The organism is Methylobacterium sp. AC433 (genome assembly GCF_979253015.1).
Genome location: NZ_CEEDBN010000001.1, coordinates 414,572 through 440,864, shown reverse-complemented (window position 1 = coordinate 440,864; position 26,293 = coordinate 414,572). Strand labels below are relative to the sequence as shown.

The 26,293-nt window shown below is 68.1% G+C and carries 19 protein-coding genes and 1 pseudogene; 9 read left to right on the top strand and 11 right to left on the bottom strand.

What is annotated here, in order from left to right; genetic code table 11:
- Positions 1-425 precede the first annotated feature (425 nt).
- Positions 426-1,946: an oligosaccharide flippase family protein gene (locus AC0IWM_RS02090; protein ID WP_471752837.1), complete on the bottom strand. Its 1,521-nt coding sequence runs from the start codon at positions 1,944-1,946 to the stop codon at positions 426-428.
- Positions 1,947-1,975: 29 nt separating this feature from the next.
- Positions 1,976-3,442, bottom strand: a complete 1,467-nt coding sequence (locus AC0IWM_RS02085) for a hypothetical protein (RefSeq protein ID WP_471752836.1) — start codon at positions 3,440-3,442, stop codon at positions 1,976-1,978.
- Between the two features lie 190 nt (positions 3,443-3,632).
- On the opposite strand from AC0IWM_RS02085, the gene AC0IWM_RS02080 reads away from it, so the two are divergent.
- On the top strand, positions 3,633-3,836 hold the full coding sequence (locus tag AC0IWM_RS02080; RefSeq protein ID WP_056471263.1) for a hypothetical protein: 204 nt from the start codon (positions 3,633-3,635) through the stop codon (positions 3,834-3,836).
- 12 nt (positions 3,837-3,848) lie between these two features.
- Here the strand turns inward: AC0IWM_RS02080 and AC0IWM_RS02075 are convergent, their stop codons facing one another.
- A complete protein-coding gene (locus AC0IWM_RS02075; protein ID WP_471752835.1) occupies positions 3,849-4,685 on the bottom strand; it encodes a sugar transferase in 837 nt (278 codons plus the stop codon).
- 335 nt (positions 4,686-5,020) lie between these two features.
- Here AC0IWM_RS02075 and AC0IWM_RS02070 point away from each other — a divergent pair, with 335 nt between their 5' ends.
- The 3 genes from AC0IWM_RS02070 to AC0IWM_RS02060 all read left to right on the top strand — a co-directional run bounded on the left by AC0IWM_RS02070 (position 5,021) and on the right by AC0IWM_RS02060 (position 9,766).
- The gene (locus AC0IWM_RS02070) at positions 5,021-5,908 is read left to right on the top strand and encodes a hypothetical protein (RefSeq protein ID WP_471752834.1); all 888 of its coding nucleotides are present in this window, start codon (positions 5,021-5,023) and stop codon (positions 5,906-5,908) included.
- Between the two features lie 12 nt (positions 5,909-5,920).
- On the top strand, positions 5,921-7,804 hold the full coding sequence (locus AC0IWM_RS02065) for a polysaccharide biosynthesis tyrosine autokinase (RefSeq protein WP_471752833.1): 1,884 nt from the start codon (positions 5,921-5,923) through the stop codon (positions 7,802-7,804).
- A 699-nt stretch (positions 7,805-8,503) separates the two neighbouring features.
- Entirely contained in the window at positions 8,504-9,766 is a 1,263-nt protein-coding gene (locus tag AC0IWM_RS02060) for a polysaccharide biosynthesis/export family protein (protein WP_471752832.1), read from the top strand.
- A gap of 180 nt (positions 9,767-9,946) precedes the next feature.
- On the opposite strand, the pseudogene AC0IWM_RS02055 reads toward AC0IWM_RS02060, so the two are convergent.
- Positions 9,947-10,618: pseudogene (locus AC0IWM_RS02055) on the bottom strand (HlyD family secretion protein); the annotation flags it as partial.
- Between the two features lie 92 nt (positions 10,619-10,710).
- On the opposite strand from AC0IWM_RS02055, the gene AC0IWM_RS02050 reads away from it, so the two are divergent.
- Positions 10,711-11,169, top strand: a complete 459-nt coding sequence (locus AC0IWM_RS02050) for a lipocalin-like domain-containing protein (RefSeq protein ID WP_471752831.1) — start codon at positions 10,711-10,713, stop codon at positions 11,167-11,169.
- Between the two features lie 97 nt (positions 11,170-11,266).
- The gene (locus AC0IWM_RS02045) at positions 11,267-12,922 is read left to right on the top strand and encodes an acyl-CoA synthetase (protein ID WP_471752830.1); all 1,656 of its coding nucleotides are present in this window, start codon (positions 11,267-11,269) and stop codon (positions 12,920-12,922) included.
- 275 nt (positions 12,923-13,197) lie between these two features.
- Here the strand turns inward: AC0IWM_RS02045 and typA are convergent, their stop codons facing one another.
- Both typA and AC0IWM_RS02035 read right to left on the bottom strand, forming a co-directional pair.
- Entirely contained in the window at positions 13,198-15,018 is a 1,821-nt protein-coding gene (gene typA, locus AC0IWM_RS02040; RefSeq protein ID WP_471752829.1) for a translational GTPase TypA, read from the bottom strand.
- Between the two features lie 157 nt (positions 15,019-15,175).
- Positions 15,176-16,477 carry an MFS transporter gene (locus tag AC0IWM_RS02035; RefSeq protein ID WP_471752828.1) on the bottom strand — a complete coding sequence of 434 codons (1,302 nt, stop codon included), beginning with the start codon at positions 16,475-16,477 and terminating at the stop codon, positions 15,176-15,178.
- A 176-nt stretch (positions 16,478-16,653) separates the two neighbouring features.
- On the opposite strand from AC0IWM_RS02035, the gene AC0IWM_RS02030 reads away from it, so the two are divergent.
- The 3 genes from AC0IWM_RS02030 to AC0IWM_RS02020 all read left to right on the top strand — a co-directional run bounded on the left by AC0IWM_RS02030 (position 16,654) and on the right by AC0IWM_RS02020 (position 20,819).
- Positions 16,654-17,553 (top strand): LysR family transcriptional regulator, encoded by a 900-nt coding sequence (locus AC0IWM_RS02030; RefSeq protein ID WP_056471294.1) that lies wholly within the window; start codon positions 16,654-16,656, stop codon positions 17,551-17,553.
- 242 nt (positions 17,554-17,795) lie between these two features.
- Positions 17,796-19,211 carry an aspartate ammonia-lyase gene (gene aspA, locus AC0IWM_RS02025; protein WP_471752827.1) on the top strand — a complete coding sequence of 472 codons (1,416 nt, stop codon included), beginning with the start codon at positions 17,796-17,798 and terminating at the stop codon, positions 19,209-19,211.
- Positions 19,212-19,490: 279 nt separating this feature from the next.
- Positions 19,491-20,819, top strand: coding sequence for a dicarboxylate/amino acid:cation symporter (locus AC0IWM_RS02020; protein WP_471752826.1), 1,329 nt, complete (start codon positions 19,491-19,493; stop codon positions 20,817-20,819).
- A 4-nt stretch (positions 20,820-20,823) separates the two neighbouring features.
- On the opposite strand, the gene AC0IWM_RS02015 is transcribed toward AC0IWM_RS02020, so the two are convergent.
- From AC0IWM_RS02015 to AC0IWM_RS01995, 5 genes are all read right to left on the bottom strand, one after another.
- On the bottom strand, positions 20,824-22,323 hold the full coding sequence (locus tag AC0IWM_RS02015; protein WP_471752825.1) for a hypothetical protein: 1,500 nt from the start codon (positions 22,321-22,323) through the stop codon (positions 20,824-20,826).
- A 96-nt stretch (positions 22,324-22,419) separates the two neighbouring features.
- Positions 22,420-23,712, bottom strand: a complete 1,293-nt coding sequence (locus tag AC0IWM_RS02010) for an ArgE/DapE family deacylase (RefSeq protein ID WP_471752824.1) — start codon at positions 23,710-23,712, stop codon at positions 22,420-22,422.
- 52 nt (positions 23,713-23,764) lie between these two features.
- Positions 23,765-24,103 carry a DUF3325 domain-containing protein gene (locus tag AC0IWM_RS02005; RefSeq protein WP_471752823.1) on the bottom strand — a complete coding sequence of 113 codons (339 nt, stop codon included), beginning with the start codon at positions 24,101-24,103 and terminating at the stop codon, positions 23,765-23,767.
- On the bottom strand, positions 24,100-25,638 hold the full coding sequence (locus AC0IWM_RS02000) for a PepSY-associated TM helix domain-containing protein (RefSeq protein ID WP_471752822.1): 1,539 nt from the start codon (positions 25,636-25,638) through the stop codon (positions 24,100-24,102). The genes AC0IWM_RS02005 and AC0IWM_RS02000 overlap by 4 nt, the downstream gene beginning before the upstream one ends.
- Positions 25,635-25,973, bottom strand: coding sequence for an iron transporter (locus AC0IWM_RS01995; RefSeq protein ID WP_471752821.1), 339 nt, complete (start codon positions 25,971-25,973; stop codon positions 25,635-25,637). The genes AC0IWM_RS02000 and AC0IWM_RS01995 overlap by 4 nt, the downstream gene beginning before the upstream one ends.
- Positions 25,974-26,293 lie beyond the last annotated feature (320 nt).

Genomic DNA, 26,293 nt, shown 5'->3' with positions numbered 1-26,293 from the left:
CGCCACCACGTCGTCGCCCTTCACGCGGCCCGTCAAAGACCGGTCACGGTCGATGCGGCTCGAGCACGGCCGTACCGACCCTGCAGACCCCGACTTAGCCGGTGATCACGGTCGCGAGTTAGATCGGCCACGGGGCGGCGCAATCGAGCGTTCGTGCTCCGGATCCTTCCTCGTCGGCGTCTGTTCGACCCGAGTCTGCCGTGAACCTTCATCAGCGGTCATCGCTCCGCGCAGAGATCTCCGCCTCTTGGCACACCAGTCCCAGTATCCTGACCCGCGCTGTCTGCACCTCGGTATGGCTCAGCTTCGACGCGAGCTGTTCACGGGTCTCTCCGGCCGCGCTTGACGTCCAGCACCTCCGGTCCGTGCCGATCCACTTCAGAGCCCGGTCGCATGCCAGGCAGTCAGATCGATGATCGGCAGGGTCATCCGGGCCGGTTGGGCCGGCCGTGCACTTCAACCGGCACAATCGCCTTGGAACCAAGGGAAAGGCCGCCCCGCCTGCTCGCTATGCGTCGCAGCGCCTCGTGCACGATAGCCGTCAGCCTCGCTTCCAAACCGGCGGGACGCTGGGCGAGAACCCACAGCATCAGAATCGTCGTGGAATAGACAAGTGCACCTGCCAGGACGAGGGCTGCGAGAATGAGCCCGCGGATCGTCGGGTCGTCGGAAGCTCCGATCAGGGGCTGGAGGACCAGCAAAGCCAATATCATCGCAGCCGAGGCGCCGACGGGCCTCACGAGGACCGACAGGATGTTTCTCGTTGATGCGCCGGTCAACTGGCGAATGCTGTAGGCGGACACGACGAACATGATGAACTCGGTCACCAGCCGTGCCAGAGCGACACCGGCGAGGCCGCCGGCGAAGCAGCCCACGAGAACCAGCGGGAGCTTGATCGACAGGCCCAGGACGCTGCGGACCATCCCGGCCTTGGTTTGACCCAAGGCGTTGTAGAGAGCCCCGAGCGGTTGCGCGATGAGGCTCAGCGCGCCCGCGGCGGTCAGCATCTGCATGGGCAGGACGACTTCGCCCCATTGCGGTCCGAGGACCGTTCGGCAGAAGGGTTCGGCCAGCACGATGAGACCGACCATGATCGGGAGGCAGAGGGTGTAGACGCCACCGAGACCGATCAGGAATGCGCGCCTGAGACGCTCGTGCTGGACGTGGATCGCGCCGAGTGCCGGGAAGAGCATCGCGGCGGCGGGAGCGGCGAGAGCCTGGATCGGCAGCGCCGCCAGAGAATCCGCCATGGTGTATCGGCCGAGCTCCGCGCGGCTGGACAACTGACCGAGGACGAAGCGATCACACTGCCAGGACAGCGCGGCGAGGAACTGCGCACCGCCGAGCCAGGATAGGAAATCCCAGAAGACCCGCCATTGCCTGAGCGAAAGCCTCGGTCGGTACGGCGCCAGGTAGTAGGAGGTCGCGACCATGATGGCCGGGCTGCTCACCGTCGCGACGACCAGCGCCCAATAGTTCCGCTCCAGGGCGAGGACCAGCATCGCGACCACGAAGGCGCCGATCTTGCCGACGGTCTGCGCGAGACAGTCGGGGCCCATCTGGAGCTGGCGCAGGTTGACCCAGAGATGGGGACTCACGCATCCGCGGATCATCGGTGCCCATCCGAGGCAGAGGATGATCGGAACGAGACGGAAGTCATCGAAGGCCCAGGCATAGGGCCACGCGATGCAGGCGATCAGCAGGCCGAGCATCACGCCGCGCAGCATGGAGAGCGTGAAGGCCGTGTCGTAATGGTCGGACTCGACATTCGGGGTCCGGACGAGGACCAGGCCGACCGGCAACTCGAAGATGGCTTCCATCAGCGAGATCAACGTCATGGCCGCCGCGACGACTCCGAAATCATTCGGGGTCAGCAGCCGAGCGAAGACGAGGAGAGCACAGAAATCGATGAGGCGCCCCATCAGACGGGCCCCAACGAGCAGCATGGCTCCCGTAACGACCCGTCCCGCAAGCATCATGACCTCGTGGCGTAGGTGAATGCGCCCGCGTACCGGCTGAGATCGGGCGGCTCAGCCGCGATCATTTCGTTCCGTAGATGGAGCTTTGCACGCAGATGCGCGCGGCAGGCGAGCACTGTCGCCAGCGCAATGAAGAACTGGGATCCCGGATCCGCCTGACCGCCGGAGATCGTCGCCGTGAAGAGTTGCGTGAGCGCGGCGAGGCGCGCTCCGTCGTGGAGGCCGGCGATCCACTGCATCGACGGATCGGAGGGAGTGGGCGGACATGGTCTCAGCAGGCTGACGACGATCGCTGCCATGAGCGCGGTGCCGACGAAGCCCAACTGCGACAGGATCGCGATCACCCAGCTCGAAGCGCGGGAACTTCCCATCCCGATGCCGAAGCCGAAGGTATCGACGAAGCTGTCGAGGCTACGGGAATTCCAATAGCTGCGTTCGATTCCGGATTGAGACTCGTCCTTTTCCAGAATCGTCACGCGGAACAGTTCGTACACAGGATCGAAGATGCCCGGAGTGGTGAGATAGAGAAGCAGAACCAGAGTTCCGCCGATCGCCAGGGCCATCAGGACCACAAGATCGTTGCGCATCAGGCGGTTCGTCACCGCGGTCCGGGCGAGCATGGCAATCTGGACGCTCGCGAGGAAGGCGAAGCCTGCGTAAGCGGTGGTCGAAGTCGAGAGCAATACGAGAATCAGAAGCACGATGGCGAGGCCGAGGGCGCGGGACGAACCGGTTCTTCTCCAAAAGGCGAAGCTGAACCCAAAGCTCGCCAGCGCGGCGCCACCGAAGGCGGACGCCTCCGAGAACGCACCCGAGATGCGCGTCACGTTCCCGAGCGTCAGATCGGCACCCGTCAGCATCGCGTAGGAGGCCGTCCGGATCGGCTCGAGCACGTCGCCCGCGCCGATGAGCTTACCGACGCGGTCGATCACGCCGAAGGCGGCCGTCAGGGCAGCCCACAGAAAGAAGCCCCGGGCGACGGGTCTGATCGCTTGAGGCTGCAGCAGCAGGATGGAAAAGGCGGCGAAGATCAGCGCGCCGAAGAGAAAATATGCCGTCTGGGAAATATTGCCGGGGCCCGGCGCAAGGGGGCTTTCGAACACGCCGACCACCCGGGACGTGACGAAGGAGGTCGTCGCGCCCTCGAAGAGCCGCGGCAGGATCACGGCTCCGGCGGCGGCGTACACCGCCAGAAGCAGAACAGCCCAGGTGGTCTGGTCCCGCATGAGCACGATGCCAAGCTTCGGAATGGTTCCGCGCCGAACCGCGAGCGCGGCGATCAGCATACACCCGGGCACGATGTAGATCAGGGGCGAAGATCCGCCGAGCGCCGGAAGTGACCCGATCGCGGTCGCGCCGAATGCGAAGGCCGCGATGGTGGCGACGATGAGCGGTGGGCCGAGGAAGGCCGACACGCAGAGGAGGATCGCTGCGACGACGATGCCGATCAGGGAGAGATCCATGGAGGTCAGGACCTGCTGCTACGAGCGCGGGACGGGCACCGGCGGCCCATGTCGGCGCTGCCGTGCGGCACGGGCCTTCGCCCCCGACGGACCGCGCCTGTCGCGTTGACCGAAGCGGGGGCCGATGCGATCCTCGACCGGTGGGCATCGATCTACGCGGCCAATCGCGTCTCGGAACGAAGGCGGCGGAATGATCTGGCTTCTTGCTTTCTCGGTGGTCGCGAGCCTCCTCGGAAGCCTGCGGTACAAGGCACCCGCGGCGATCGCCGGCTCAGCCTTCGTTGTCGTTGCGGGAATTGGGCTGGGACTGGCGTGGTGGCAGCTGTTGGTCTGTGTCATAACGCTCCAGCTGTCCTATTTCGCCATGGCTCTGCTCATCAACTCCGCGCGTTGAGTCGGGACCTACTCAACAGGTCTGCCGCGTATTGAGAACAGCAGGGATCGTGCGTATCAAGATCTTCAGATCACTCCAGACGGACCAGTCTTTGACATACTGGCAATCGAGCATGACCCGGTCCTCATAGGCGAGGGAGTTGCGCCCGCTGACCTGCCACAGACCCGTCATGCCGGGTCTCACGCTCTGGAAAAGATCGCCGTGAGCACCGTACCGGATCAACTCGGCGCGCACGATCGGACGCGGGCCGACGCAGCTCATGTCACCGCGCAGAACATTGAAGATCTGCGGCAACTCGTCGAGGCTCGTGCGCCGCAGCGTGCGGCCGATCCACGTAATTCTCGGATCGCGAACGAGCTTCTGCGTCCGATGCCATTCCGCAGCGGCCGCTGGCTCCGTGCGGAGCAGGGCCTCGAGCACAGCATCGGCGTTGGTCACCATGGTTCGGAACTTGAGACAATCAAACTCGCGCCCGTAACACCCGATCCGGCGGTGCCGATAGATGACGGGTCCACCCATGGATAGCTTGATCGCAAGGGCGATCATCAGGAGCAGCGGCAGGACAAGGATCAGGACCCCAACGGCGATAGCGAAGTCGACGTAGCGCTTCCGCAAGCCTCCGAGCGGAGCGATCCGGGAACGGACTTGGCCGGAGCCGGCACTCAGAACCGGTTGCGTCATCAGCTTCGATAAGAATGCAGGATCGCGCGGCGCCGTGATCGTGAGCGCCTCCATCGGTAGGGGCGTGGAAAACCGGCCTTCCAGATCGCCTTCCACTGTCACGGAGGCAACTTGGTCACGCCGTGACTGCCCACGAAAACCGAAAAGAGGGAAACTGAGCGTTTTCATTGCTGTTCACGCGATTTCCGAAATTAAACTGTCTCAGACGTCAATTCACTGCATCTAGCTGCACAGCGTCAAAACCTCAAAGGGTGGAATTGGGGTCTTGTGACTACTGCCTTAGGCGTAAGGGTGCCTTTTACGAACGCCTGTACCCGGTCCGGTCCTGAGCAAAGCTGATCTTGCCTCGCGATCGGGCGAGGCCAAACGATGCGGCCGACTGCGGAGCCTCGGATCACCGAGGACCGCCGGCCTCATCCGGAAGGAGGATCGCTACCTCAATTGGTGCGGTTCACGTGCTCGTCTCAACGATTGATGGTCGGGTGTCGCAGAAGTGTGAGCCGATGACATTCGCTGGCATATTCAAAACAACGCTGGCTGCCTGGCACGGCAGATCGAAGATGCTTTGGCCGATGCGGGACGAACATCCCGCGACGGTCAGGCCCGATCTCTGGGGCGACGGCATCGTCGAGAGCGGCTTGGCGGGCCTCTGGTCAGCGCGGGGCTGGAGCGACGTATCCGACGATGAACTCGTTTTCCTCATTCCGGGTGTGCTCCGTGCCCAGTCGAACAGCCTGGATGGCGCCGCCGCCCGCATCCGGCGCGTCCTGGCCTCCCGCGCGCGTTCCGGAGTTCCGGTCCGGCCGCCGGCGACGCGCGCGAGCTGGCGCCTCGATGCAGCGCATGTGGTGGCGAGCCCTGCCGAGAGCCGGATCTCCGGATGGCCGGCTGGTGCCATCGCCCGTGCCGGCGCGGATCCGTTCGCCCGCCTGGTGATGGCCGAACTCGACCGGTTCCACGAGGACGCGTGCCTTGCGGCCGAACGACGGGGTCCAGTGACAGGCGCCCAGGCCTTGTTCCGGTCGATCCATTCGGGAATCAACGCGGCCTATGTCTATGAGGATCTGGCGCCCCTGCAGGAGACCTTCGCCGTCGGCGCCTGGATGGGCCACCTGCTCCGCGGCCGCCCGGCCCTTCTGCCGCCCTGTCTGGCGGAACCCCTGGCGGAGCTGATCACCGGGTCGACGGCGGATCTGCCGAACGCAGCCGCCGACGCCTCCGCCTCACTCCTGGCCGCGCATCTCGGCGGGAACGGCTCGGCTCGTCTGCTGCGGGCAGCAGAGCGATCGCAGCGCGAGGGCTATTCGGTCGTCGTCGACGCGGCTCCCTTCACCGGCCCGTCACGGATCTCGACCGAAGCGATGCTGACGCTCCTTGCTCAACGTAGCTGAGGATAGCAGACCGTGCTGAAGCAAACACCGACCGAACTGCTCGACGATCGACGCGCAGGGGCGATGACCGACGCGATCGCCGCCAGGGAGGTCGACATGGTCGCCTTCCTCCAGCGTTACCGCTGGACGATCCTCGGCTTCGTGCTTCTCGCCGTCGTCGCGGCGGCGGTCTACATCCATCAAACCACCGTGCTCTATCAGGCCCGAGCACAGATCATCGTCGATCCGCGGATGCCGCAGATCCCGACTCGGGATCAGACTCCGGAGATCGCAGCCTCCATGGACGCGGCGCTCGTCGAGAGCCAGATGATCGTCATGCGGTCCGAAACGATCGCGACGGCCGTGGTCGAGACCCTGCGCATCGAAGAGCTTCCCAAGGAAGTGGGCCTGCGTGCGAAGCTGAAGGAGCACGTGCTTCGCTGGCTGGACTACCCACCCCCATCCCCGCCTACGTCCTATGAGCGGATGCGCGACGCCATCGGGATGATCGAGAACGGCTTGAGTGTCAGGCGGCTCGGAACCTCCTACGCCTTCGAGATCGCCTTCACATCCCCCAGTGCGGAGCGTTCGGCGCAGATCGTGAACGCGATCGCCGACGCGTATGTCCGAGACCAGCTCGACAGCCGGTCGGAAGCGGCTCGTCAGGGCAGTGCGTGGCTGGAAGGGCGAATTCAACAGCTTCGGCGCGAGATGAATGCGGCGTCCCGGCTCGTCCAGGAATTCAAGGCCAGTCACGATTACCGAATCCCCACCCGGAAATCATCCGACGCCTCGAACGGCACCAAGCCCGCGAATCTGCTCGATCCGGACGAGTCGATCACCCTGGAGGAGTTGGAGACCGCATCGCAGACATCCCGGCGCATCTACGAAAGCTTCCTTCAGGCCTTCGCCGATTCGGTGCAGCGTCAGAGCTTTCCGATTGCAGGCGCCCGCGTCATCACGCAGGCGACCCGTCCGTTGATGCCCAGCCATCCGCGGACGATTCTGATCCTCGCCCTCGCGATCCTCCTCGGCGGCGTGTGCGGCATCATCTGCGCGATCGTTCGGCAGGGCCGCGACTCGAGCGTTTCCAATGCGCGACAGATGATGGCGAATTCGGGCCATATCGGAACGGTCGAATTGCCTCTCATCGGCTCCGTCTCGGGCGACCCGTCTCGGTTGCGCAGGCTGCGGCGCAAGCCGGGCGCCGCCTTCGTCGAGGTCCTGCTCGCCCCCTTCTCGGAATTCAGCGACGAACTTCGCCGGGTCAAGGCCTTCGCGATGCATCGCAGGTCCCGCGGAACGGCACAGATCATCGGCGTCGTATCCTGCGCGGAGGGTGAGGGCCGCAGCACGATCGTCAGCAATCTCGCTGCCCTGTTCGCCTATTCTGGCGCGCGCACCCTCGTCATCGACGCCGACATCCGTGACAGTGCGCTGACGCACCGTTTCGCTCCGAAGGCGGATGCAGGGCTCGTCGAGGTGCTCCTGGGTGGCGAGGGCCTCGCCGGAGTGGTCCAGCGGACGCAGGTTCCGAAACTCGATATCCTTCCGGCGCCCAAGCGTACCCTGATAGCCCATTCCAGCGATCTCCTGGGGTCTGGCCAGATGCAGCAGGTTCTCGAAGAGGCACGCAGGACCTACGACGCGGTGATCCTGGACCTTCCACCCACGAACCACGTGGCCGATGCGCTCATCCTCGGCCCGATGCTCGACGGCGTGATCCTGGTTGCCCGGTCCGGGGTTACCCAGCGGCGCACCTTCGGGGATCTCTCCGCGCATTTCGAGGCCGCTCAGGTCGATATCCTCGCGCTGGTCCTCAACATGGTTCCGCGCCGGCGCGCCCGGCACGCTCGATCGTTGGCGGCTGAGCAGACGGGGCAGGCCGATCTCTTCCACGGCGCCCACAACTCCTGAGGGGCGCTCGAGCGTCGTCCTGGCTGACACGCCACCTACGGATCGAGGATGCCGCGACGTTCGCTGGAGGTTCGGGACGGCCTCCGCGCCGAAGGGCTGGGTGTCGATGGAGTCGCTCCGCGCGCATCGAATGCGCCTGCGTCACGCGAACCGGCATGTGTCGGGCGGAGGGATCGTCAGCCCGCGCGCTGAGCGCCAGGGGCGGGCAGGACGGGACCGGTGGTGCCGACATCGCTTGGTCGCTCCCTGCGAAATCGGCGCGAGCGCAACGGCAGATCCCGAAGGCCTTGTGGCCCCTCGAAGGAACAATCCCCGGTCGGACGGAGCCCGGTTCGGGCACGGTCGAACCCTGGACGGCGATGCCCCGCCATTGGAGGCGGGCGGACATACGTCTTCCCTCGGGACACAGGATCGGCGATGACCCTCCGGCAGCTTGATGTATAGGGAGTTCCATGTGAGCGTGGGCGTTGTTCCAATGCTCCGGGCGATGTGGCCGTAGAAGCCGGCTTTAGATCCCAAGCAAGCGAGATCCGGGATACAAGGTACGGCGGATCCCAGCGATGAAAGATAAGACAGGCTGCGTCTGTATTATGTAAATATCGTTCCAGTCGAGGCCGAAATCCGTCCTTTACCGATCGGCGTTCCGGGCTCCTTGCCCCTGGGCCCGGCCGGCGTGCATCCAGGATCAGGCGGAAACGCATGAACAGAGAGACTTCGATGAGATGCTGGAGCTTCGTCCTATGTGTTTCGATTGCCTTGTGCCTGCAATCGGCGGCCAGGGCGGACGAGTATCGCCTGCACATCGGTGACACCCTCGATTTCTCGGTCGCAGGCGTATCGCTCCAGCGGACCGCGACCGTCGATACGGATGGCCGCGTGTCGCTTCCGCTCGTCGGCCCATTGGACGCGAAGGGAAAGACCCTGACGGAAATCCTCACCTACCTTCGACGCGAGTTGCCGAAGAAGTCGCTGAACCTGAGGACTCCCGAGGGACGAGACCAGATCACGATCATCGATCCCCAGGAGATCTCCCTCTCGATCGCCGATTATGTCCCGGTCTACGTCAACGGTGATGTGAGCCGTCCGGGCGAACAGAAATTCCGGCCCGGTATGACAGTTCGACAATCGATCTCGCTCGCAGGGGGCTACGATGTCGTGAGATTCCGCGTCGAGAATCCCATGATGGCGAATGTCGACTTGGAGGATGAGCTCAGGACGAAGTGGATGGACCTCGAGCACGCCTATGCGCGTCGGGACTTCCTGCAGAAACTCCTCGATCGTTCCAAGGAACCCACTCAACCCTTCGCCCTGAGATCTCCCCTGGCCAAGGGCCTGCGCGACCAGGCCGCGAAGGCCGAGACAGACCAGTTGCGCGCGAGCCTCGATGCCTTCAACGCGGAGCGCGTCGCCTTCGAGCGCAAGATCACGCTCCTGAACGATGGTCTCGACGCACTCGAAAAGCAGAAGAAGAACGAGGACGAGAACGCGAAGCTCGACAACTCGGAAGCCGCCCGGATCAACGATCTCTTCGCGAAGGGGACCTTGCCTGCGAACCGAGTGGCCGATGCACGCCGCCTGGCCCTGTTGTCGGCGACCCGCTCACTGCAGGTGAGCTCCCAGCTCGAGGCGGACAGGAGAGTGCGCAGCGACGCGCAGCAGGCACTTCAGAAGCTGATCAGCGATCGATCCGAGCAGGTCTTGAAGGATCTCAAGGAAACCATCGACCTGATCTCGAAGACGCAGTCCCGCATCGATGCCCTGACCGAGAAGCTTGTCTATACGAGCGCCCTCCGGTCGCAACTGCTCGGGTCCGGGGTGAATTCCCCGCAGATCTCAGTCGTCCGACAGGTCTCGGGATCCGCCAAATCGCTTTCCGCGGATGCGGACACACCGCTCGAACCCGGCGACGTGGTGGAGGTGAAGATGACCCTGACCGCCAACGGGAGTCCGATGGCCAACTAGGCCGGATCGCGGATCGGCTGTGCGACGATCCGCACTGCGTGCGACGATCCGCACTGCGTGCGACGTCGGATCGCGCGAGACCATAGTCACGGCACCGATACGGTGCGCGGACAAGGCCGAGCTCGGTTCATTCGCCCGCGATGCGGGCTTCGTCGGGAATCCTTGAACTGCCCGGGGATCTCAGCGGCCCGCGGCTGGCGCGGCGCGCCAGGCGCCGAACAGGTCGAAGCGCGGCGCCTGTCCATCGGCCTCGATGGCGATGGTCGCGGTGCGGCCCGAGACCAGCCGGATGCCCTCTGGGGCGGGGTCGAGCGCGATACGGACGGGAACCCGTTGGGCGAGCCGGACCCAGGCGAAAATCGGGTTGACGCTGGCGAGGAGGCTGGAGCCGGCCGTGCGCTCACGGTCCTCGATGCCACCCGCGAAGCTCTCGACGCGGCCGGCCAGCGGGGTGGCCTCGCCCATCAGCCGGATGCGCGCCCGGTCGCCCACGTGGATGCGCGGCAGCTTCGTCTCCTCGAAATAGCCTTCCACCCGCAGGGTGTCGCTGTCGATCAGCGCCATCACGCCGTGGCCGGTGCTGACATAGCTCCCTGGGCGCAGGCCCATATTGGTGATGCGCCCGTTCACCGAGGCCTTCACGGCGGAGCGCGCGAGATTGAGCTTGGCCACGTCGCGGTCCGCCATGGCCTCATCGTAGGCCGCCTTGGCCTCGAGGTCGGTCGCCCGGGTCGCCTCGAGCTTCTGCTGGGACACGGCGGCGTCGCTCAGCTTGGCGTAGCGGGCATGGTCGGCCGCCGCCTGCTCGGCGCTCGCCCGCTTGCCCTCGACCATCGCGTCGGCCAGGCGGAGCAGGTTCTCGGACGACGCGTTTCGATGACCGCCGGTGCGTCCGCCGGAAGCCCGGTGATGACGAGGCCGGGAAGACCAACATGGGGAGCGGGATGACCAAGACCTTGCGCGAGCAGTTGATCGGGGCCTGGACGCTGGTGTCCTATGTCGAGGAGCCCACCGACGGCTCGGCGCCGTCCTATCCGTTGGGCGAGAATCCGCAGGGACTGATCCTGTACACGCCGGACGGCTACATGTCGGCGCAGTTGATGCGGCCGGACCGGCCGGACTTCGCATCGGGCGACTGGTTCGTGGGCACGCCGGAAGAGTTCACCGCGGAGGCGACAGGCTACATCGCCTATTCGGGACCGTTCGGGACGGAGGCGGATATCGGACAGCTCACCCACACAATGACCGTGTCGCTGTTCCCGAATTGGCTTGGGCAGACCCAGCCGCGCCTCGTCTCCATCGAGGGAGATGTTCTTCGCTTGAGCACGGCAGCACCGATCCGGTCCGGCGGCCGAGAGGTGACCTACCATCTGATCTGGCGCCGCGCCGCTGCCAACTCTTGAAACCTTCCACCTGGCGACGCCCCGCTGTGGGCGATCCTCCGGAACGATTTGTCGGATCGTCCCGGCGGAGTACTCTTCCCCTCAGGGAGACACGCCGATGACCACCTCAACGACGGCCGACACGGCTGCGCCATCGATCTATGACCGGGATCTCGACCGGAATCCGGCGAACTACCAGCCGCTGACGCCCCTGAGCTACCTCGACCGGGCGGCGCGGGTGTTTCCCGACCACGGCGCCGTCATCCACGGGCCCCTGCGGCGCAGCTACGCCGAGCTCTACGCGCGCTGCCGCCGCCTCGGCGCGGCGCTCGCGGCGCGGGGCATCGGGCGCGGCGACACCGTCGCGGTCATCCTCGCCAACACGCCCGAGATGATCGAGGTCCATTACGGAGTGCCGATGACCGGCGCCGTTCTCAACACCCTGAACACCCGCCTCGACGCCGCCGGCCTCGCCTTCTGCCTCGACCACGGCGAGGCCAGGGTGCTGATCACCGACCGTGAGTTCTCCAAGGTCGTCGCTCCGGCCCTCGCCCAGGCACGGGTGAAGCCCCTGGTGATCGACGTCGACGACCCCGAATTCAACGGTCCCGGCGAGTCGCTGGGCAGTCTCGGCTACGAGGCCCTGCTGGCGGAGGGCGACCCGGCCTGGGACTGGGCAATGCCCGGCGACGAGTGGGACGCGATCTCCCTGAACTACACCTCGGGCACCACCGGCGATCCGAAGGGGGTGGTGTACCACCATCGGGGTGCCGCCCTGCTCTGCCTCGGCAACGTCATCACAGGCGCCCTGGGCCAGCACCCGGTCTATCTCTGGACCCTGCCGATGTTCCACTGCAACGGCTGGTGCTTCCCCTGGACCCTGTCGGTCGTGGCCGGCACGCATGTGTGCCTGCGCCAGGTCCGCGCCGGCGCGCTCTACCAAGCGCTCGCCGAGCACGGCGTCACGCATCTCTGCGGCGCGCCGATCGTGATGCAGCTGCTGCTGAACGCCTCCGAGGCCGAGCGCCGTCCCCTGCCCCGGCGAGTCGCCTTCCTGACGGCGGCGGCTCCCCCGCCCCAGGCGGTCCTCGGTGCCATGGGCGCGGCCGGCTTCGACGTCACCCACCTCTACGGCCTCACCGAAACCTATGGCCCGGCGGTGGTGAATGCCTGGCACCGGGACTGGGATGCTCTCGCCGACGAGGAACGGGCCGCCAAGATGGCGCGCCAGGGCGTGCGCTATCCCGTCCTCGAGGGCTTCGACATCCGCGATCCCGAGACCTGCGAGTCCGTGCCGGCCGATGGCGAGACCATGGGCGAGGCGATGTTCCGCGGCAACGTGGTGATGCGCGGCTACCTCAAGAACCTGAAGGCGACGCAGGCCGCCTTCGCGGGCGGCTGGTTCCGCTCCGGCGATCTCGGGGTCAAGCACCCCGACGGCTACATCCAGCTGAAAGATCGCTCGAAGGACATCATCATCTCGGGCGGCGAGAACATTTCCTCCATCGAGGTCGAGGACGCCCTGTTCCGCCACCCCGCCGTCTCCGCCGCCGCGGTCGTCGCCCGTCCCGACGAAAAATGGGGCGAGACGCCGATGGCCTTCGTCGAACTCAAAGCCGGCGCCACGGTGGAGGCCGACGCCCTGATCGCCTGGTGCCGCGAGCGGCTCGCCGGCTACAAGCTCCCGCGCCACATCGTGTTCGGAGAACTACCGAAGACCTCGACCGGCAAGGTGCAGAAGTACCTGCTGCGGGAGCGCGCGAAGGAAGAGTGAAGCGCCGCTCCATTCCTGTGGTGGGATCCGCGTAAGGGCAGACCGTCGGGTTCGTTGCCGGAGGGTCCGTGAGCCCTCTCCCCTGTGGGGAGGCATCAGGGGTGTGGGCGCCGCCGCTTGCCTGCGCGGCTTGAGGGTCATTTCGCCCACCCCGACCTCCAGCCCTCCCCATGCGAGGAAGGCCCCGCATGCGTCGCCCCAGGCTCATAGCGCTCGACAAGAAAAGGCCGGGACGATGCCCGGCCTCTTCGATCAATTCCCGAAAACCGCGTGGCTTACGCGACGCCGCCCGAGCGCTCGAAGCGCTTGCGCTCGTTGGGATCGAGATACGTCTTGCGCAGGCGGATCGACTTCGGCGTGACCTCCATCAGCTCGTCGTCCTGAATCCAGGCGAGGGAGCGCTCCAGGGTCATGCGGATCGGCGGGGTGAGGCGCACGGCCTCGTCCTTCGAGGTGGTGCGGATGTTGGTGAGCTTCTTGCCCTTGAGCACGTTCACCTCGAGGTCGTTCTCGCGGTTGTGCTCGCCGATGATCATGCCCTGGTACACCTTGGCGCCGGGCTCGATCATCATCGGGCCGCGGTCCTCGAGGTTCCACATGGCGTAGGCCACGGCCTCGCCCTTGTCGTTCGAGATCAGCACACCGTTGCGGCGGCCGGGCATCTCGCCCTTGTAGGGCTCGTAGGCCTTGAACAGACGGTTCATGATCGCGGTGCCGCGGGTGTCGGTCATGAGCTCGCCCTGATAGCCGATCAGGCCACGGGTGGGCGCATGGAAGACGAGGCGCAGGCGGGAGCCGCCCGACGGCTTCATCTCGATCATCTCGGCCTTGCGCTCGGACATCTTCTGCACGACGACGCCCGAGTACTCCTCGTCCACGTCGACCACGACCTCCTCGACCGGCTCGAGAACGTTGTCGTCCTCGTCCTTGGAAAGCACCACGCGGGGACGCGAGACCGCGATCTCGAAGCCCTCGCGGCGCATGGTCTCGATCAGGATGGCGAGCTGGAGTTCGCCGCGGCCCGAGACGAAGAACGAATCCTTGTCGGCCGCCTCCTCGATCTTGAGCGTGACGTTGCCCTCGGCCTCCTTGAACAGGCGGTCGCGAATCATGCGGCTCGTGACCTTGTCGCCCTCGGTGCCGGCCAGAGGTGAGTCGTTGACGATGAACGACATGGTGACGGTGGGCGGATCGATCGGCTGGGCCTGGATCGGGGTGTCCACCTGCGGGTCGCAGAAGGTGTCGGCCACGGTGCCCTTCACGAGGCCCGCGATGGAGACGATGTCGCCGGCCTCACCGATGTCGATGGGCGCGCGCTCCAGGCCGCGGAAGGCCAGGATCTTCGAGACGCGTCCGGTCTCCACGAGCTTGCCCGTGCGGTCCATGACCTTGATGGCCTGGTTCGGCTTGACGGTGCCGGAGGCGATGCGGCCGGTGATGATGCGGCCGAGGAACGGGTTGGCCTCCAGCAGGGTGCCGAGCATCCGGAACGGACCTTCCTCGACCTTGGCCTGGGGCACGTGCTCCAGCACGAGGTCGAACAGCGGCGCGAGGCCCTGGCTCTGGTCGCCGTCCGGGGCGGTCGCCATCCAGCCGGCGCGGCCCGAGCCGTACAGGATCGGGAAGTCGAGCTGCTCGTCGGTGGCGTCGAGGGCCGCGAAGAGGTCGAACACCTCGTTCACCACCTCGGTGATGCGGGCGTCCGGACGGTCGACCTTGTTGATCGCCACGATCGGCTTCAGGCCGATCTTGAGGGCCTTGCCGACCACGAACTTGGTCTGGGGCATCGGGCCTTCGGCGGCATCGACGAGCACGATCACGCCGTCCACCATCGAGAGGATGCGCTCCACCTCGCCGCCGAAATCGGCGTGGCCGGGGGTGTCGACGACGTTGACGCGGGTGTCCTTCCAGACGACCGAGGTCGCCTTGGCCAGGATGGTGATGCCGCGCTCCTTCTCGAGGTCGTTCGAGTCCATGGCGCGTTCCTCGACGCGCTGGTTCTCGCGGAACGATCCGGACTGCGACAGCAGCTTGTCGACGAGCGTCGTCTTGCCGTGGTCGACGTGGGCGATGATGGCGATGTTGCGAAGCTTCATAGGGTATCCGGAAGCGAGAAGAGCCCGTCACGCGACGGGCCGCAAGAATGCGGCCGGCTGCGCCGGGTCACGGGATCGAGCTATCGCGTCGCAATATAAGGTGTGGGGCTCCGGGGCAAGGGGCGACCGCCGAGAGACCGGGCATGCCCCACCCTCGTCAGGCGCGGGCGCCCTCCGGGCGCGGGGTGCGCGCCCGGTAGCGGCCCAGGGCCGTGACACAGGCGAAAGAGATCACCGCGAGCGTGGTGCCGAAGACGGCGATGGGCCACCAATGGCCCTGGAAGCGCTCGGCCAGGACGGTGCCGATGATCGGGGTGAGCCCGCCCGCCACCGCGCCGCAGACCTGATAGGCCACCGAGATCGCGGTGTAGCGCACCCGCGTCGGGAAGGCGCCGGCAACGTAGCCGGCGATGACCGCGTAGAAGGTGGCGCTGCCCACCACGTTGAGGGCGAGCCCCAGCATCAGGGCGGGCACCGAGCCGAGGTCCACGAGGAGGAACAGCGGATAGGGCGCCAGCATCGCCCAGATCAGGGTGCCCTGGAGGAACAGGCGCTCGTTGCGGATGGCCTCCGCGATGCGCGCGCCGACCGGCGTCATCACGAACTGGACGCAGGCCGCCACCAGCAGCGCGTCGAGGATCGTGGCGCGCGGCAGGCCCAGATACTGGATCGTGTAGGTGATCATGAAAGTGTTGAAGAGATAGACCGAGCCGATGGCGAAAGTGTTGGCGCCGGTCGCGAGGGCGACGGGCGCCAGGCTGGTGGCGAGCACCTCGCGGATGGGTGCGGGCGCCGGGCCGCGCGCCACCCGGTTCTCCTCGAAATCCGGTGATTCGCCGACGCCGAGGCGGATGAACAGGCCGACGAAGAGCAGGACGATGCTGACGAGGAAGGGTAGCCGCCAGCCCCAGGCGAGAAAGCTCTCCTTGTCCATCAGCCCCGCGAGGCGGAAGGCCAGCAGCGACAGGATCTGCCCCGCCGGGCTGCCGAGTTGCGCGAAGGAGGCGAAGAAGGTCGAGCGCCCCTTCGGCGCGTGCTCGGCGGCCAGCAGCACCGCCCCACCCCATTCGCCGCCCACCGCGATGCCCTGGAGGATGCGCAGGCAGACCAGCGCGATCGGGGCCCATATCCCGATGCTGGCATAGGTCGGCAGCAGGCCGATGCCGGTGGTGGCCAACCCCATCATCACCAGGGTGACGATGAGCGCCTTCTTGCGGCCGAGCCGGTCGCCGACATGGCCGAACACCAACCCGCCGAGGGGACGGGCGAGGAAGCCCACCGCGAAGGTGCCGAAGGCGGCCAGCGTCGCCACGAAGGGCGTCGCCTCGGCAAAGAACAGCGGTCCGAACACCAGGGCGGCGGCGGTGCCGTAGATGAAGAAGTCGTACCACTCGATGGTGGTGCCGACGAAGGCGGCGATGGCGGCCCGCGCGGGCTGGCGCGGCGCAGGGTCTGTCATCGGGGTCGGGCGCATGCGCGATTCTCTCGGGGCATCAAGGCCGTGGCACCCAGCAAGGGACGGACCGATCGACCGGACGGCGTCGGAGCGGCCTCCACCTTGCCGGTTCGCGCGCCCGGATGCGAGAGTTCGCGGCCGGTTTCCGGAGCGGCAGGGGGCGGCGCCGAAGGACGACGATGGAACTCAAGTGGATCGAGGACTTCATCAGCCTCGCCGAGACCCGCAGCTTCTCGCGCTCGGCCGAGGCGCGCTTCGTCACGCAATCGGCCTTCAGCCGGCGCATCCGCTCCCTGGAGGTCTGGCTCGGCACCGTGCTCCTCGACCGCAGCACCTACCCGATCACCCTCACGGCGGATGGCCGCCAGTTCCTCGAGACCGCCGAGGAGGTCCTCCGCCTCCTCACCCTCAGCCGCACCGACTTCCGCAACCGGAGCGAGCGCTCGAGCCTGCCGGTGGTGACGATCGCGGCGCTCCACTCCCTCTGCCTGTCCGTCCTGCCCCGCTGGTTGAACGGCATCCGCGAGGCGGTGGGGCCGATGGCGAGCCGGGTCCTGCCCGACAACTTCAACATCTGCGTCCAGGCCCTGGTGGAGGGCGGCTACGACCTGCTGCTGACCTATCACCATCCGGGCATCCCGATGCCCCTCGATCCGGAGCGCTACCCCCATCGGGTCATCGGGCGCGACAGCCTCGTGGCGGTGGCCGCTCCCGACGGCCTCCCGCCCGACCGAGACGGCCGGCTGCCGCTGCTGCAGTATTCGCGCGGCTCCTTCCTCGGTCTCCTGGCCGCCATCGCCCAGTCCAGGGAAGGCGCGCCGGTCACCTACCCCATTCACACGAACGAGAATTCCATGGCCGAGGCCCTGCGCTCCATGGCGCTGGCCGGCCACGGCGTGGCCTGGCTCCCCGTCAGCCTGGTGGCGGGCGAGATCGCCGCCGGTGCCCTGGAGGTCGTCAGCTCCGAGATGCTGATGGAGATCCGGCTCTACCGCAGCGCCGAGCGCGCCCGGCCCTTCCTCGATGCGGTCTGGGCCGCCGCCGCCCTTGATGAGCCAAACTATGCATTGCAGGAATAAACTCGGTCGAAACTAGCATTGGCGTCGGCGAGAGCACGGGACTACTGCCCTCCTCAGCGGCGCACCGAGCCGCAGCCGCCCGCCGCGAACCCCGGGCGCGACACATCCCGACCCTCCACGAAGACTCCAGGCGAAGCCGCCCGCGCGGCTGCGCCGACGCGTCCGCGTGGCCGTTTCCCGCCGAGCACGCCGTGCCCGATCGCAGCCGCACGCCGATCGCAGCCGGACACCAGGAGAGAGCCGTGACCGACCATCCGACCCGCACCGAGCACGACCTTCTGGGCGACCGGGAGGTGCCGCAGGGGGCCTATTACGGCGTCCACACCCTCCGGGCGGTCGAGAACTTCGCGATCACCGGCCGGACCCTGGCCGACTGCCCGGACCTCATCAACGCGCTCGCGGCGATCAAGCAGGCCGCGGCGCTGGCCAACCGCGAGCTCGGCCTCCTCGACGCGGCCCACACGGACGCCATCGTGGCGGCCTGCGAGGAGATCCGCGCCGGCGCCCTGCACGACCAGTTCGTGGTGGACCTGATCCAGGGCGGGGCCGGCACCTCCACCAACATGAATGCCAACGAGGTCATCGCCAACCGGGCGTTGGAGATCCTCGGCCACGGGCGCGGCGCCTACGAGCACCTGCACCCGAACGAGCACGTCAACATGGGCCAGAGCACCAACGACGTGTACCCGACCGCCCTGAAGATCGCCGCCACCGGCGCCATCCGCCGGCTGATCGAGGCGATGGCGGCCCTGCGCGGCAGCTTCGCCGCCAAGGCGACCGAGTTCGCCGACATCCTGAAGATGGGCCGCACCCAGCTGCAGGACGCGGTGCCGATGACGCTCGGCCAGGAATTCGGCACCTACGCGCTGATGCTGCGCGAGGACGAGGCGCGCCTCGGCGAGGCCGCGCTGCTCATCCGCGAGATCAACATGGGCGCCACCGCCATCGGCACCGGCATCACCGCGCATCCCCTCTACGCCGCCCTCGTCTGCGCCCGGCTCTCCGAGATCACCGGCATCCCCCTGGAGACGGCCGAGGACCTCGTGGAGGCGACCCAGGATTGCGGCGCCTTCGTGCAACTCTCGGGCGTGCTCAAGCGCGTCGCCGTCAAGCTGTCGAAGACCTGCAACGATCTGCGGCTCCTCTCCAGCGGCCCGCGGGCCGGCTTCAACGAGATCAACCTGCCGGCGCGCCAGGCGGGCTCCTCGATCATGCCCGGCAAGGTCAACCCGGTGATCCCCGAGGTGGTCAACCAGGTCGCCTTCGAGGTCATCGGCAACGACGTCACCATCACCTTCGCGGCCGAGGCCGGCCAGCTCCAACTCAACGCCTTCGAACCGGTCATCGCCTACAGCCTGTTCAACAGCCTCACGCACCTGCGCGCGGCCTGCATCACCCTCGACGTCCACTGCATCCAGGGCATCACCGCCAACCGCGAGCGCCTGCGGGCCAGCGTCGAGCAATCGATCGGCATCGTCACCGCCCTCAACCCCTATATCGGCTACCGCAACGCCACCGCCGTGGCCCTGGAGGCCCATGCCACCGGACGCGGGGTCTACGAGCTCGTCCTCGAGAAGGGCCTGATGGCCCAGGCGCAGCTCGACGCCGTGCTCCAGCCGGACCGCCTGACGCGACCGCAGGCCTTCGCAGCGGCTTGAGCCAGACGCCTCCGGTAATCGTGCGGACCTCCCCTACCCCCTCGCGCGGAGGGGCCGGGGGTGGCTCCTCCAGCTTTCGCACCGTCAGGGCCGCCCAACCGCCCTCGCTTCCAACGGCGCCCCGCACGCCCGACGGATCTCGGACAGGTCCGAGATCCGCCGGGGAGGAGAGCCGCGTACCGTCAAGCTCGACACCTCGGGTCACGCCATGACCTGCGACGAGACCTCGAACCCAAGCGCCTCGATGACGCGCGCCAATCAAAACTCGGGAGGCACACCATGACCCACGGCGACATCAAGGCGGACGGCAAGAAACCCGGCCGCCTGACCCTCTACACGGGCCTCGGCCTCGTGCTCGGAATCCTCGTCGGGGCGATCCTGCACGGGATGGCGGCGGGGCCGGCGGAAGCCAAGGAGATCGCCGGCTACTTCACCCTCTGCACCGACATCTTCCTGCGCCTGATCAAGATGATCATCGCGCCCCTGGTCTTCGCCACGATCGTGTCGGGCATCGCGAGCTTCGGCGACACCCGCTCCGTCGGACGGGTCGCCGCCATGGCCATGGGCTGGTTCCTCACCGCCTCCGTGGTGTCGCTCACCCTCGGCTTCCTCGTGGCCAACCTGTTCCAGCCCGGCGCCGGGCTCGCCCTGCCGCTGCCGGATGCCGGCGCGCAGACCGGGCTGAAGGCCGCCTCGCTCAATCTGCGCGACTTCCTCACCCACGTGTTCCCGACCAGCATCGTCTCCGCCATGGCGACCAACGAGGTGCTGCAGATCCTGGTGTTCTCGATCTTCTTCGGCTCCGGCCTCAGCGTGATCGATCGGCGCTACGCCGATCCGATGGTGCACATGATCGACGGCCTCGCCCGCGTGATGTTCGCCGTCACGGACGCGGTGATGCGGCTGGCTCCTCTGGCGGTCTTCGCCGCGATCGCGGCGGTGATCACGGTCCAGGGCCTCGGCGTCCTCATCGACTACGGCAAGTTCATCGGCGCGTTCTACCTCGGCCTGGCGGTCCTCTGGGTGATCCTGATCGGCGCCGGCTGGCTCGTCCTCGGCAACCGGGTGGTGCGCCTCTTGGATCTCCTGCGTGCGCCGATGATCCTCGCCTTCTCCACCGCATCGAGCGAGGCCGCCTTCCCCCGCACCGTCGAGGTGCTGGAGAAATTCGGCGTGCGCCCCCGCGTCACCGGCTTCGTGCTGCCGCTCGGCTACTCGTTCAACCTCGACGGCTCGATGATGTACCAGGCGATGGCGGCGCTCTTCATCGCCCAGGCCTTCGGCATCCATCTCGGCGTGGCCGAGCAGTTCACCATGCTCCTCGTCATGATGGTGACGAGCAAGGGTATCGCCGGCGTGCCGCGCGCCTCCCTCGTGGTGGTGGCCGCGACCGTGCCGATGTTCGGACTGCCGGCCGCCGGCATCCTGCTGATCATGGGTGTCGACCAGATCCTCGACATGGGCCGCACCGTCACCAACGTCCTCGGCAACGGCCTCGCCACGGCGGCCGTCGCCCAGTGGCAGGGCGAGATGGATGCCGAGAGGGAAACCGGAACGGACGCGCCGACGGCGGAGGCGGGGGCGATGCTGGCCCCGGCCCAGGCCTGAGGCGCTACTTCGGCGCCACCGGCCGGACGGACCAGGTCGCCCAGTAGACCGGGCGGCCGAACACGCTGGACGCGTTCGCGCCGCCCGGTCCCGGCGCCAGGCGGTCGAGCCAGGTCAGGAAGCCGGCCTTGGCGCGGTAGTTCGTCGGGGTCGCGAGGTTGCCGAAGCGGTCGGTCATCCAGAAGTGCTGGCTGCGCCCGAATCGGCCCGACCCGTCGCCGCCCGAGCGCAGGCCCAGATAGGCGGTGGAGCGCATGATCGCCTGCGGCTCCGAGAACCAGGTCAGGGCCGCGAGGGAGCCGGGCGCGAGGTCGGCGGTGTACTGCACGCAGATGTCGGCGACGGGCCCGTCCATGGTGTTGGCGGGGCGGTTGCAGCGATAGGCCGCGACCCACCGGTCCATGTCCCGCGCCTTGGCCACCCGCACCAGGCTCTGGGCCGGCAGCGGCTCCACGATGGTGCGGGCCGGCGACCAGACGCGGTCGGCGGCGAGGTCGCGGCTGGTGCGCAGGTAGAGGCCCATGCGCCGCGTCGCCACCGGCTCGTTGCAGTCGGAGGGCAGCACGTCGGTGTAGTGGTAGTGGTAGACCTGATCGACCACGCTGATCGCGCCGACCAGATCGGTGCGGTCGAAGCCCTGGCCGGCGCAGTTGCCGATGATCGGCGCCCCGGTCTCGTCGAGGACGGCGCTGGGGCTGGGCGCCTCGGGCGGGCGGGACCGGCCGCGGCGGGAGCGCCCCTCCGCGCGGTCGCCGCCGAACGGCGTCCAGACCGTCCCCGCCTCGGTGCGGCCGCGGATGTCGAAGCTAGTGAAGTCCAGCGTCCGGGCCTGGAGCAGCGCGTGCCGGTTGCCCGCCTCCGTGGGCACCGCCGCGAGGAAGAACACGTAGCTGTAGGCGTCTCCGCTCCAGGCGCGTCCGGACACCGTCATCGGGTGACGGGCCGCGACACCCTCGCCGGCCGGTTCGGGCGGCGGCGACACCTCGGCCCGGCGACGGCCGCGACGGCCACGCTCTCGGCGGCCCTCCTGGCTGCGGGCGACCTCGCGGGCCATCTCCCACAGGCGTCCCTGGGTCGGCGGCATCGTGGTGGCCAGTTGCTCCGGCATCGCACCAGAGCGGACCGAGCCGCCGTCGAGGGGATCGGTGGCTCGCCGCGGCGCACAGGACTCGGCGGCCTCGCCGCGCCGGGATTTTCCGGCCGCCAACGGGGTCTCGGCCTGGTACACCGCCTGGAGCGGACCGGTGCCGGGCGTCGTGCGGACGACCTGCACGCCGCTGGCGGATTCACAGGCCCGGGGCGCGAAGAACACTCCCTCGGCCTCGCTTCCGCGGCAGATCTCCAGGGTGCCGCCACCGGTGACGTAGCAGCTCGTATCGGTGGTCTGCGCGCCCGCACCACCGGCGGCGAGTCCCGGGAGAAGCGGAAGAAACGCCGACAGGAGCAGCGGCTTGCGCAGGACGCCGGGTGGCGCGGCGAGGGGGCGGATACGCGAGTGTGTCACGGGGGAGAGGGTTAGCGTAGCCCCGCGGTTCGGCAAGGCTTCGCCGTGGCGCCATCCACACCGCCATTCCTCACAATGTCGCGGATGGTCGCCGGGTCAGCCGGCGTCCCGGCGCTCCGTCCCGCACCATTCGGCGATGAACAGCGCCATCGCGGTGGTGGTCCGCTGCACGGAGGCGAGGCTGACGCGCTCGTCGAAGCCGTGGATGTTCTGGCTGATCGGTCCGTAGCACAGCGCCGGCACCCGGTCGTAGAGGGCGTAGACCCGGGTATCGAGGTAGCTCGGCGACATGAAGCTCTGCAGCTCCGTGCCCGTCGCGGTCCGGTGCGCGCGGCCGAGCACCGCCTCGGCCTCCGACCCCTCCGCCAGCACGTAGCCTTCGGAAAAGAAGCCGTTGAAGGCAATGCGGGGCGGTGTGTTCGACAGGAAGGCGTCGTCCCGGGCGAAATCGGTGATCGCCTGCTCCACCGCGCGGGCGGCCTCCCGGGCCGAGAGGCCCGGATAGAGGGCGATGCGGCAGTCGATCCGGCACCAGGCCGGCACCGACGAGGCCCAGTCGCCGCCCTCGATCCGGCCGACATTGAGGTTGATGGCGTCGGGCTGGTCGGCGAAGTGGGGATGGGCCGCCTTCTCGGCGTTCCAGCGCGCCTCGAGGGCCCGGAGGGCGCCGATCACCCGGTAGCTGGCGTCGATCGCGTTGGCGCCGGCGCCCATCTCGCGGACATGGACCGGGCGGCCGCGGACCTCGACGGTGAACCAGAGCACGCCGACATTGGCGCGCACGAGTTTCTCGTCCTCGGGCTCGGGGATCAGCACGGCGTCGGCGCGGTAGCCGCGTAGGTGGGTCATCAGGGCGCCGTTGCCGGTGGATTCCTCCTCGACCACCGATTGCAGGGTGACGGTGGCGGCCGGCTGCAGGCCGATCCTGGCCAGCGCGTCGAGGGCGAACAGGTTGGCGGCGTGGCCCGCCTTCATGTCGGCGGCGCCGCGTCCGTACATCCAGTCGCCGTCGATGACGGGCTCGAAGGGCGGGTGGGTCCAGAGGTCGGCGGGGCCGGGCGGCACGACGTCGACATGAGCCTGGAGGATCAGCGAGCGCCCCGTCTCGGTCCGTGGCCGGTGGATGCCGACGACGAGGGGCGCCTGCGAATGCGTCTCGGACATCGCCGCCCCGCCCGGATGGGCGGCAAGGGCGGCCCCGTCCATGGTGAAACGGTCGAGGGCGTAGCCGCGGGCGCGGAAGGCCCGGAAGACGTAGTCCTGGATCGCGTGCTCGGCACCGCGCGTCGAGCCGAACCGCACCAGGGCCTGGGTGTGGGCGACCTGCTCGGGAAATCCCGCCGCGACGGCCTGGGCGATGCGGGCGGCAAGGGCGGGATCGAGGGGCATCGGCTCTCCTGCGCGGGCAGCGTCTGCGCCGAGGATAGCGACGCCGGGGCGTTCAGGCGAGCAGCGCCGCCGCGAGGGCCAGCGGCAGGGCGAGGAGGGCCGCCGGGCGGATCCAGGCGGGGCGGTAGGAGACCAGTGCGACCACGAGGAGCGCCGCGCCGGTGAGCGAGCCGATCCACTGCACCGGGCCGAAGTTCCAGTCCGCGGTCACGACAGCCGCCGCGAAGGAGGCCGCGATGGCGACCCAGCCGGCGAGGCGCAGCGCCCGGGCGCGGGCCCGGCTCTGGCCACGCCCCACGATCGTCCGGTGGTGGCGGTCCATGGCGAGGCATAGGGCGGCGAGCCCGGCGAAGCTCAGGGCGAGGTTGAGGGCGATGGACAGCGGCGTCATGCTTCGACGAGACCTTCTGTCACCCGGGCCGGGCCGGGGCGCGCGGCCTTCGCGTCTTGCCGGCGCGCCTCATAGTGGGAAACCTTGCGCGCCCCGAGGGCGAGGGTGAGACCCAGCCCCAGCATGGCGGCGTCGAAGGCCAGGAAGTCGAGGCCGCGATCCGTCGTCAGGGCGCCCACCACCGGTACGATCCCGAAGAGGAGACCCGCGGCGAGGCCCATCTCGGTCCAGGCCCGGCGGTGCGGGCGAACCAGGGGCACGAGGGCGGCGAGCGCCCAGGCGCCGAAGAACACGGCGCCCTCCCAGGTCGCCCGGTGGGCGAGGTCGACGGGCAGCAGGCGGTTGCCGAGAAAGAACGCCGCCATGCCGATGGGCAGCCCGAGGATCGTGCCGATGTTGAGGCCGCGCACCAGGCGCAGGCCGAATCCCGGCGCCTCGGCCGCCTTGGGCGCGCGGGCGACGGTCCAGAGCACGAGGCCCGTGGCGATGGTGGCCGCGCCGAGCAGGCCGCAGAGGAAGAACAGCGCCCGCAGGGCGGAGCTGGCAAAATGCGCCTCGTGCAGGCCCATGAAGCTCGTGAAGACGTGTGCAGCCGGCTTCAGTGTCCCCACCCGCTCGACGACCGCGCCGGACACCGCGTCGAAGGCGATCTGCGGGTGCTGGTGCGCCAGCCCGTGGGGCTCCTCGAAGACGGCGACCACCGTCGCGTTGGCGTCGCCCGGATTGTTCACGATGACCATCTCGAGGGGCTCGGCCACCTCGCCCTGGGCCCGGGCCAGGAGCGGCGCCAGCGGCAGCGCCTCGGCGGGCCGGCCCGCGGCCGCGCGCCAGGTCGTGGTCTGGGCTGCCTCGACGTAGAAGCGCAGCTCGTCGCCCTTGTAGGCCGCCGTCACGCCCCAGGGCATGTACATCACGCCGAGGGTCACGATCCCCGTATAGGTGATCATCAGGTGGAACGGCAGGGCGAGCACGCCGGTGACGTTGTGCGCGTCGAGCCAGCCGCGCTGGGCCGACTTGTCCCGCCGGAAGGTGAAGAAGTCGGCGAAGATGCGCCGGTGCGTGACGATGCCGGAGATCAGAGCGACGAACAGGATCAGCGCGGCGGCACCGACGATCCAGCGGCCGAGCGTCGGCATCATCTGGAGCTCGTAGTGGAAGCGGTAGAAGAAGTCGCCGCCCTGGGTGTCCCGCGCCCGGGTGGGCGCGCCCGACTCGACGTCGAGCAGGGCCTGGCCGAGGGGCGCCTCGAGGCTGTCCATCCAGTAGACGCCGATCACCGGCCGGTCCGGCTGCGGCACCGAGACGTACCAGGCCATCGCTTTCGGCGCATGGGCCTTCAGGTAGGCGACGCCCCGCTCGGCGGCCGAGACCGGATCGGTGGGGCCGGCGCGGAGCTCCGGGCGCATCCAGAGCGAGATGTCGGTTCGGTAATAGGTGGCGGTGCCGGTGAGAAAGACGGCGAACATCACCCATCCGGTGACGAGCCCGGCCCAGGTGTGAAGCCAGGCCATGGACCGGCGAAAACCCTGCCTCATGCGGGTGGCCCCATCGAAGCGCCATCGAAGGCGAGCCAGAGGCCGAGGCCCAGCAGCGCGATCGGAAGCCCGAGGCCCAAGGCGGCATGCAGCAGGGTGCGGGCGGCGAAGACCCAGATCACGGCGCCGGCCAGGATGGCGAAGCTGATCAGGGTCGCGGTGGCCACCGCCTCCGAGCGCACCATCGGGAGGGTCAGGGACAGGAAGGCGGTCGCGAGCGCCGCCAGCGCGTAACCACCGAAAGCCGCCAGCCCGACGCGCGCGGCCACCGCCGAGCGGTAGCGCCAGCCTCGTCGCAGGCGGACCCTGTCGGGAAGACTGGAAACATCCGTCACGGGCAACACCTTCGAGACGAGCGTGGGCGAGACGAGGGCGGAGACGAGCCCCGCAACGGCAGGCAGAATCGGCAGTCCCGGCCGGGACAACCTGCCGGACCGCCTCCCGATCTCATGGGGATCGCTCCGCTATAGCGATCCTGGTCTTTGGCTCGCAAACGCTATGTTATGGAATCATTCCAATTCGACCGCGGCGCGCGGCGAATTGCCTGCGACTTCGTCGAGCCCCGGACACCCTTTGGATGTCCCTATGCCGGCGGTCCGGCGGAAATCGTGTTGACGGGCCGCAGGTCGCGCCCTGTGCACCCGGAACGCGGGTT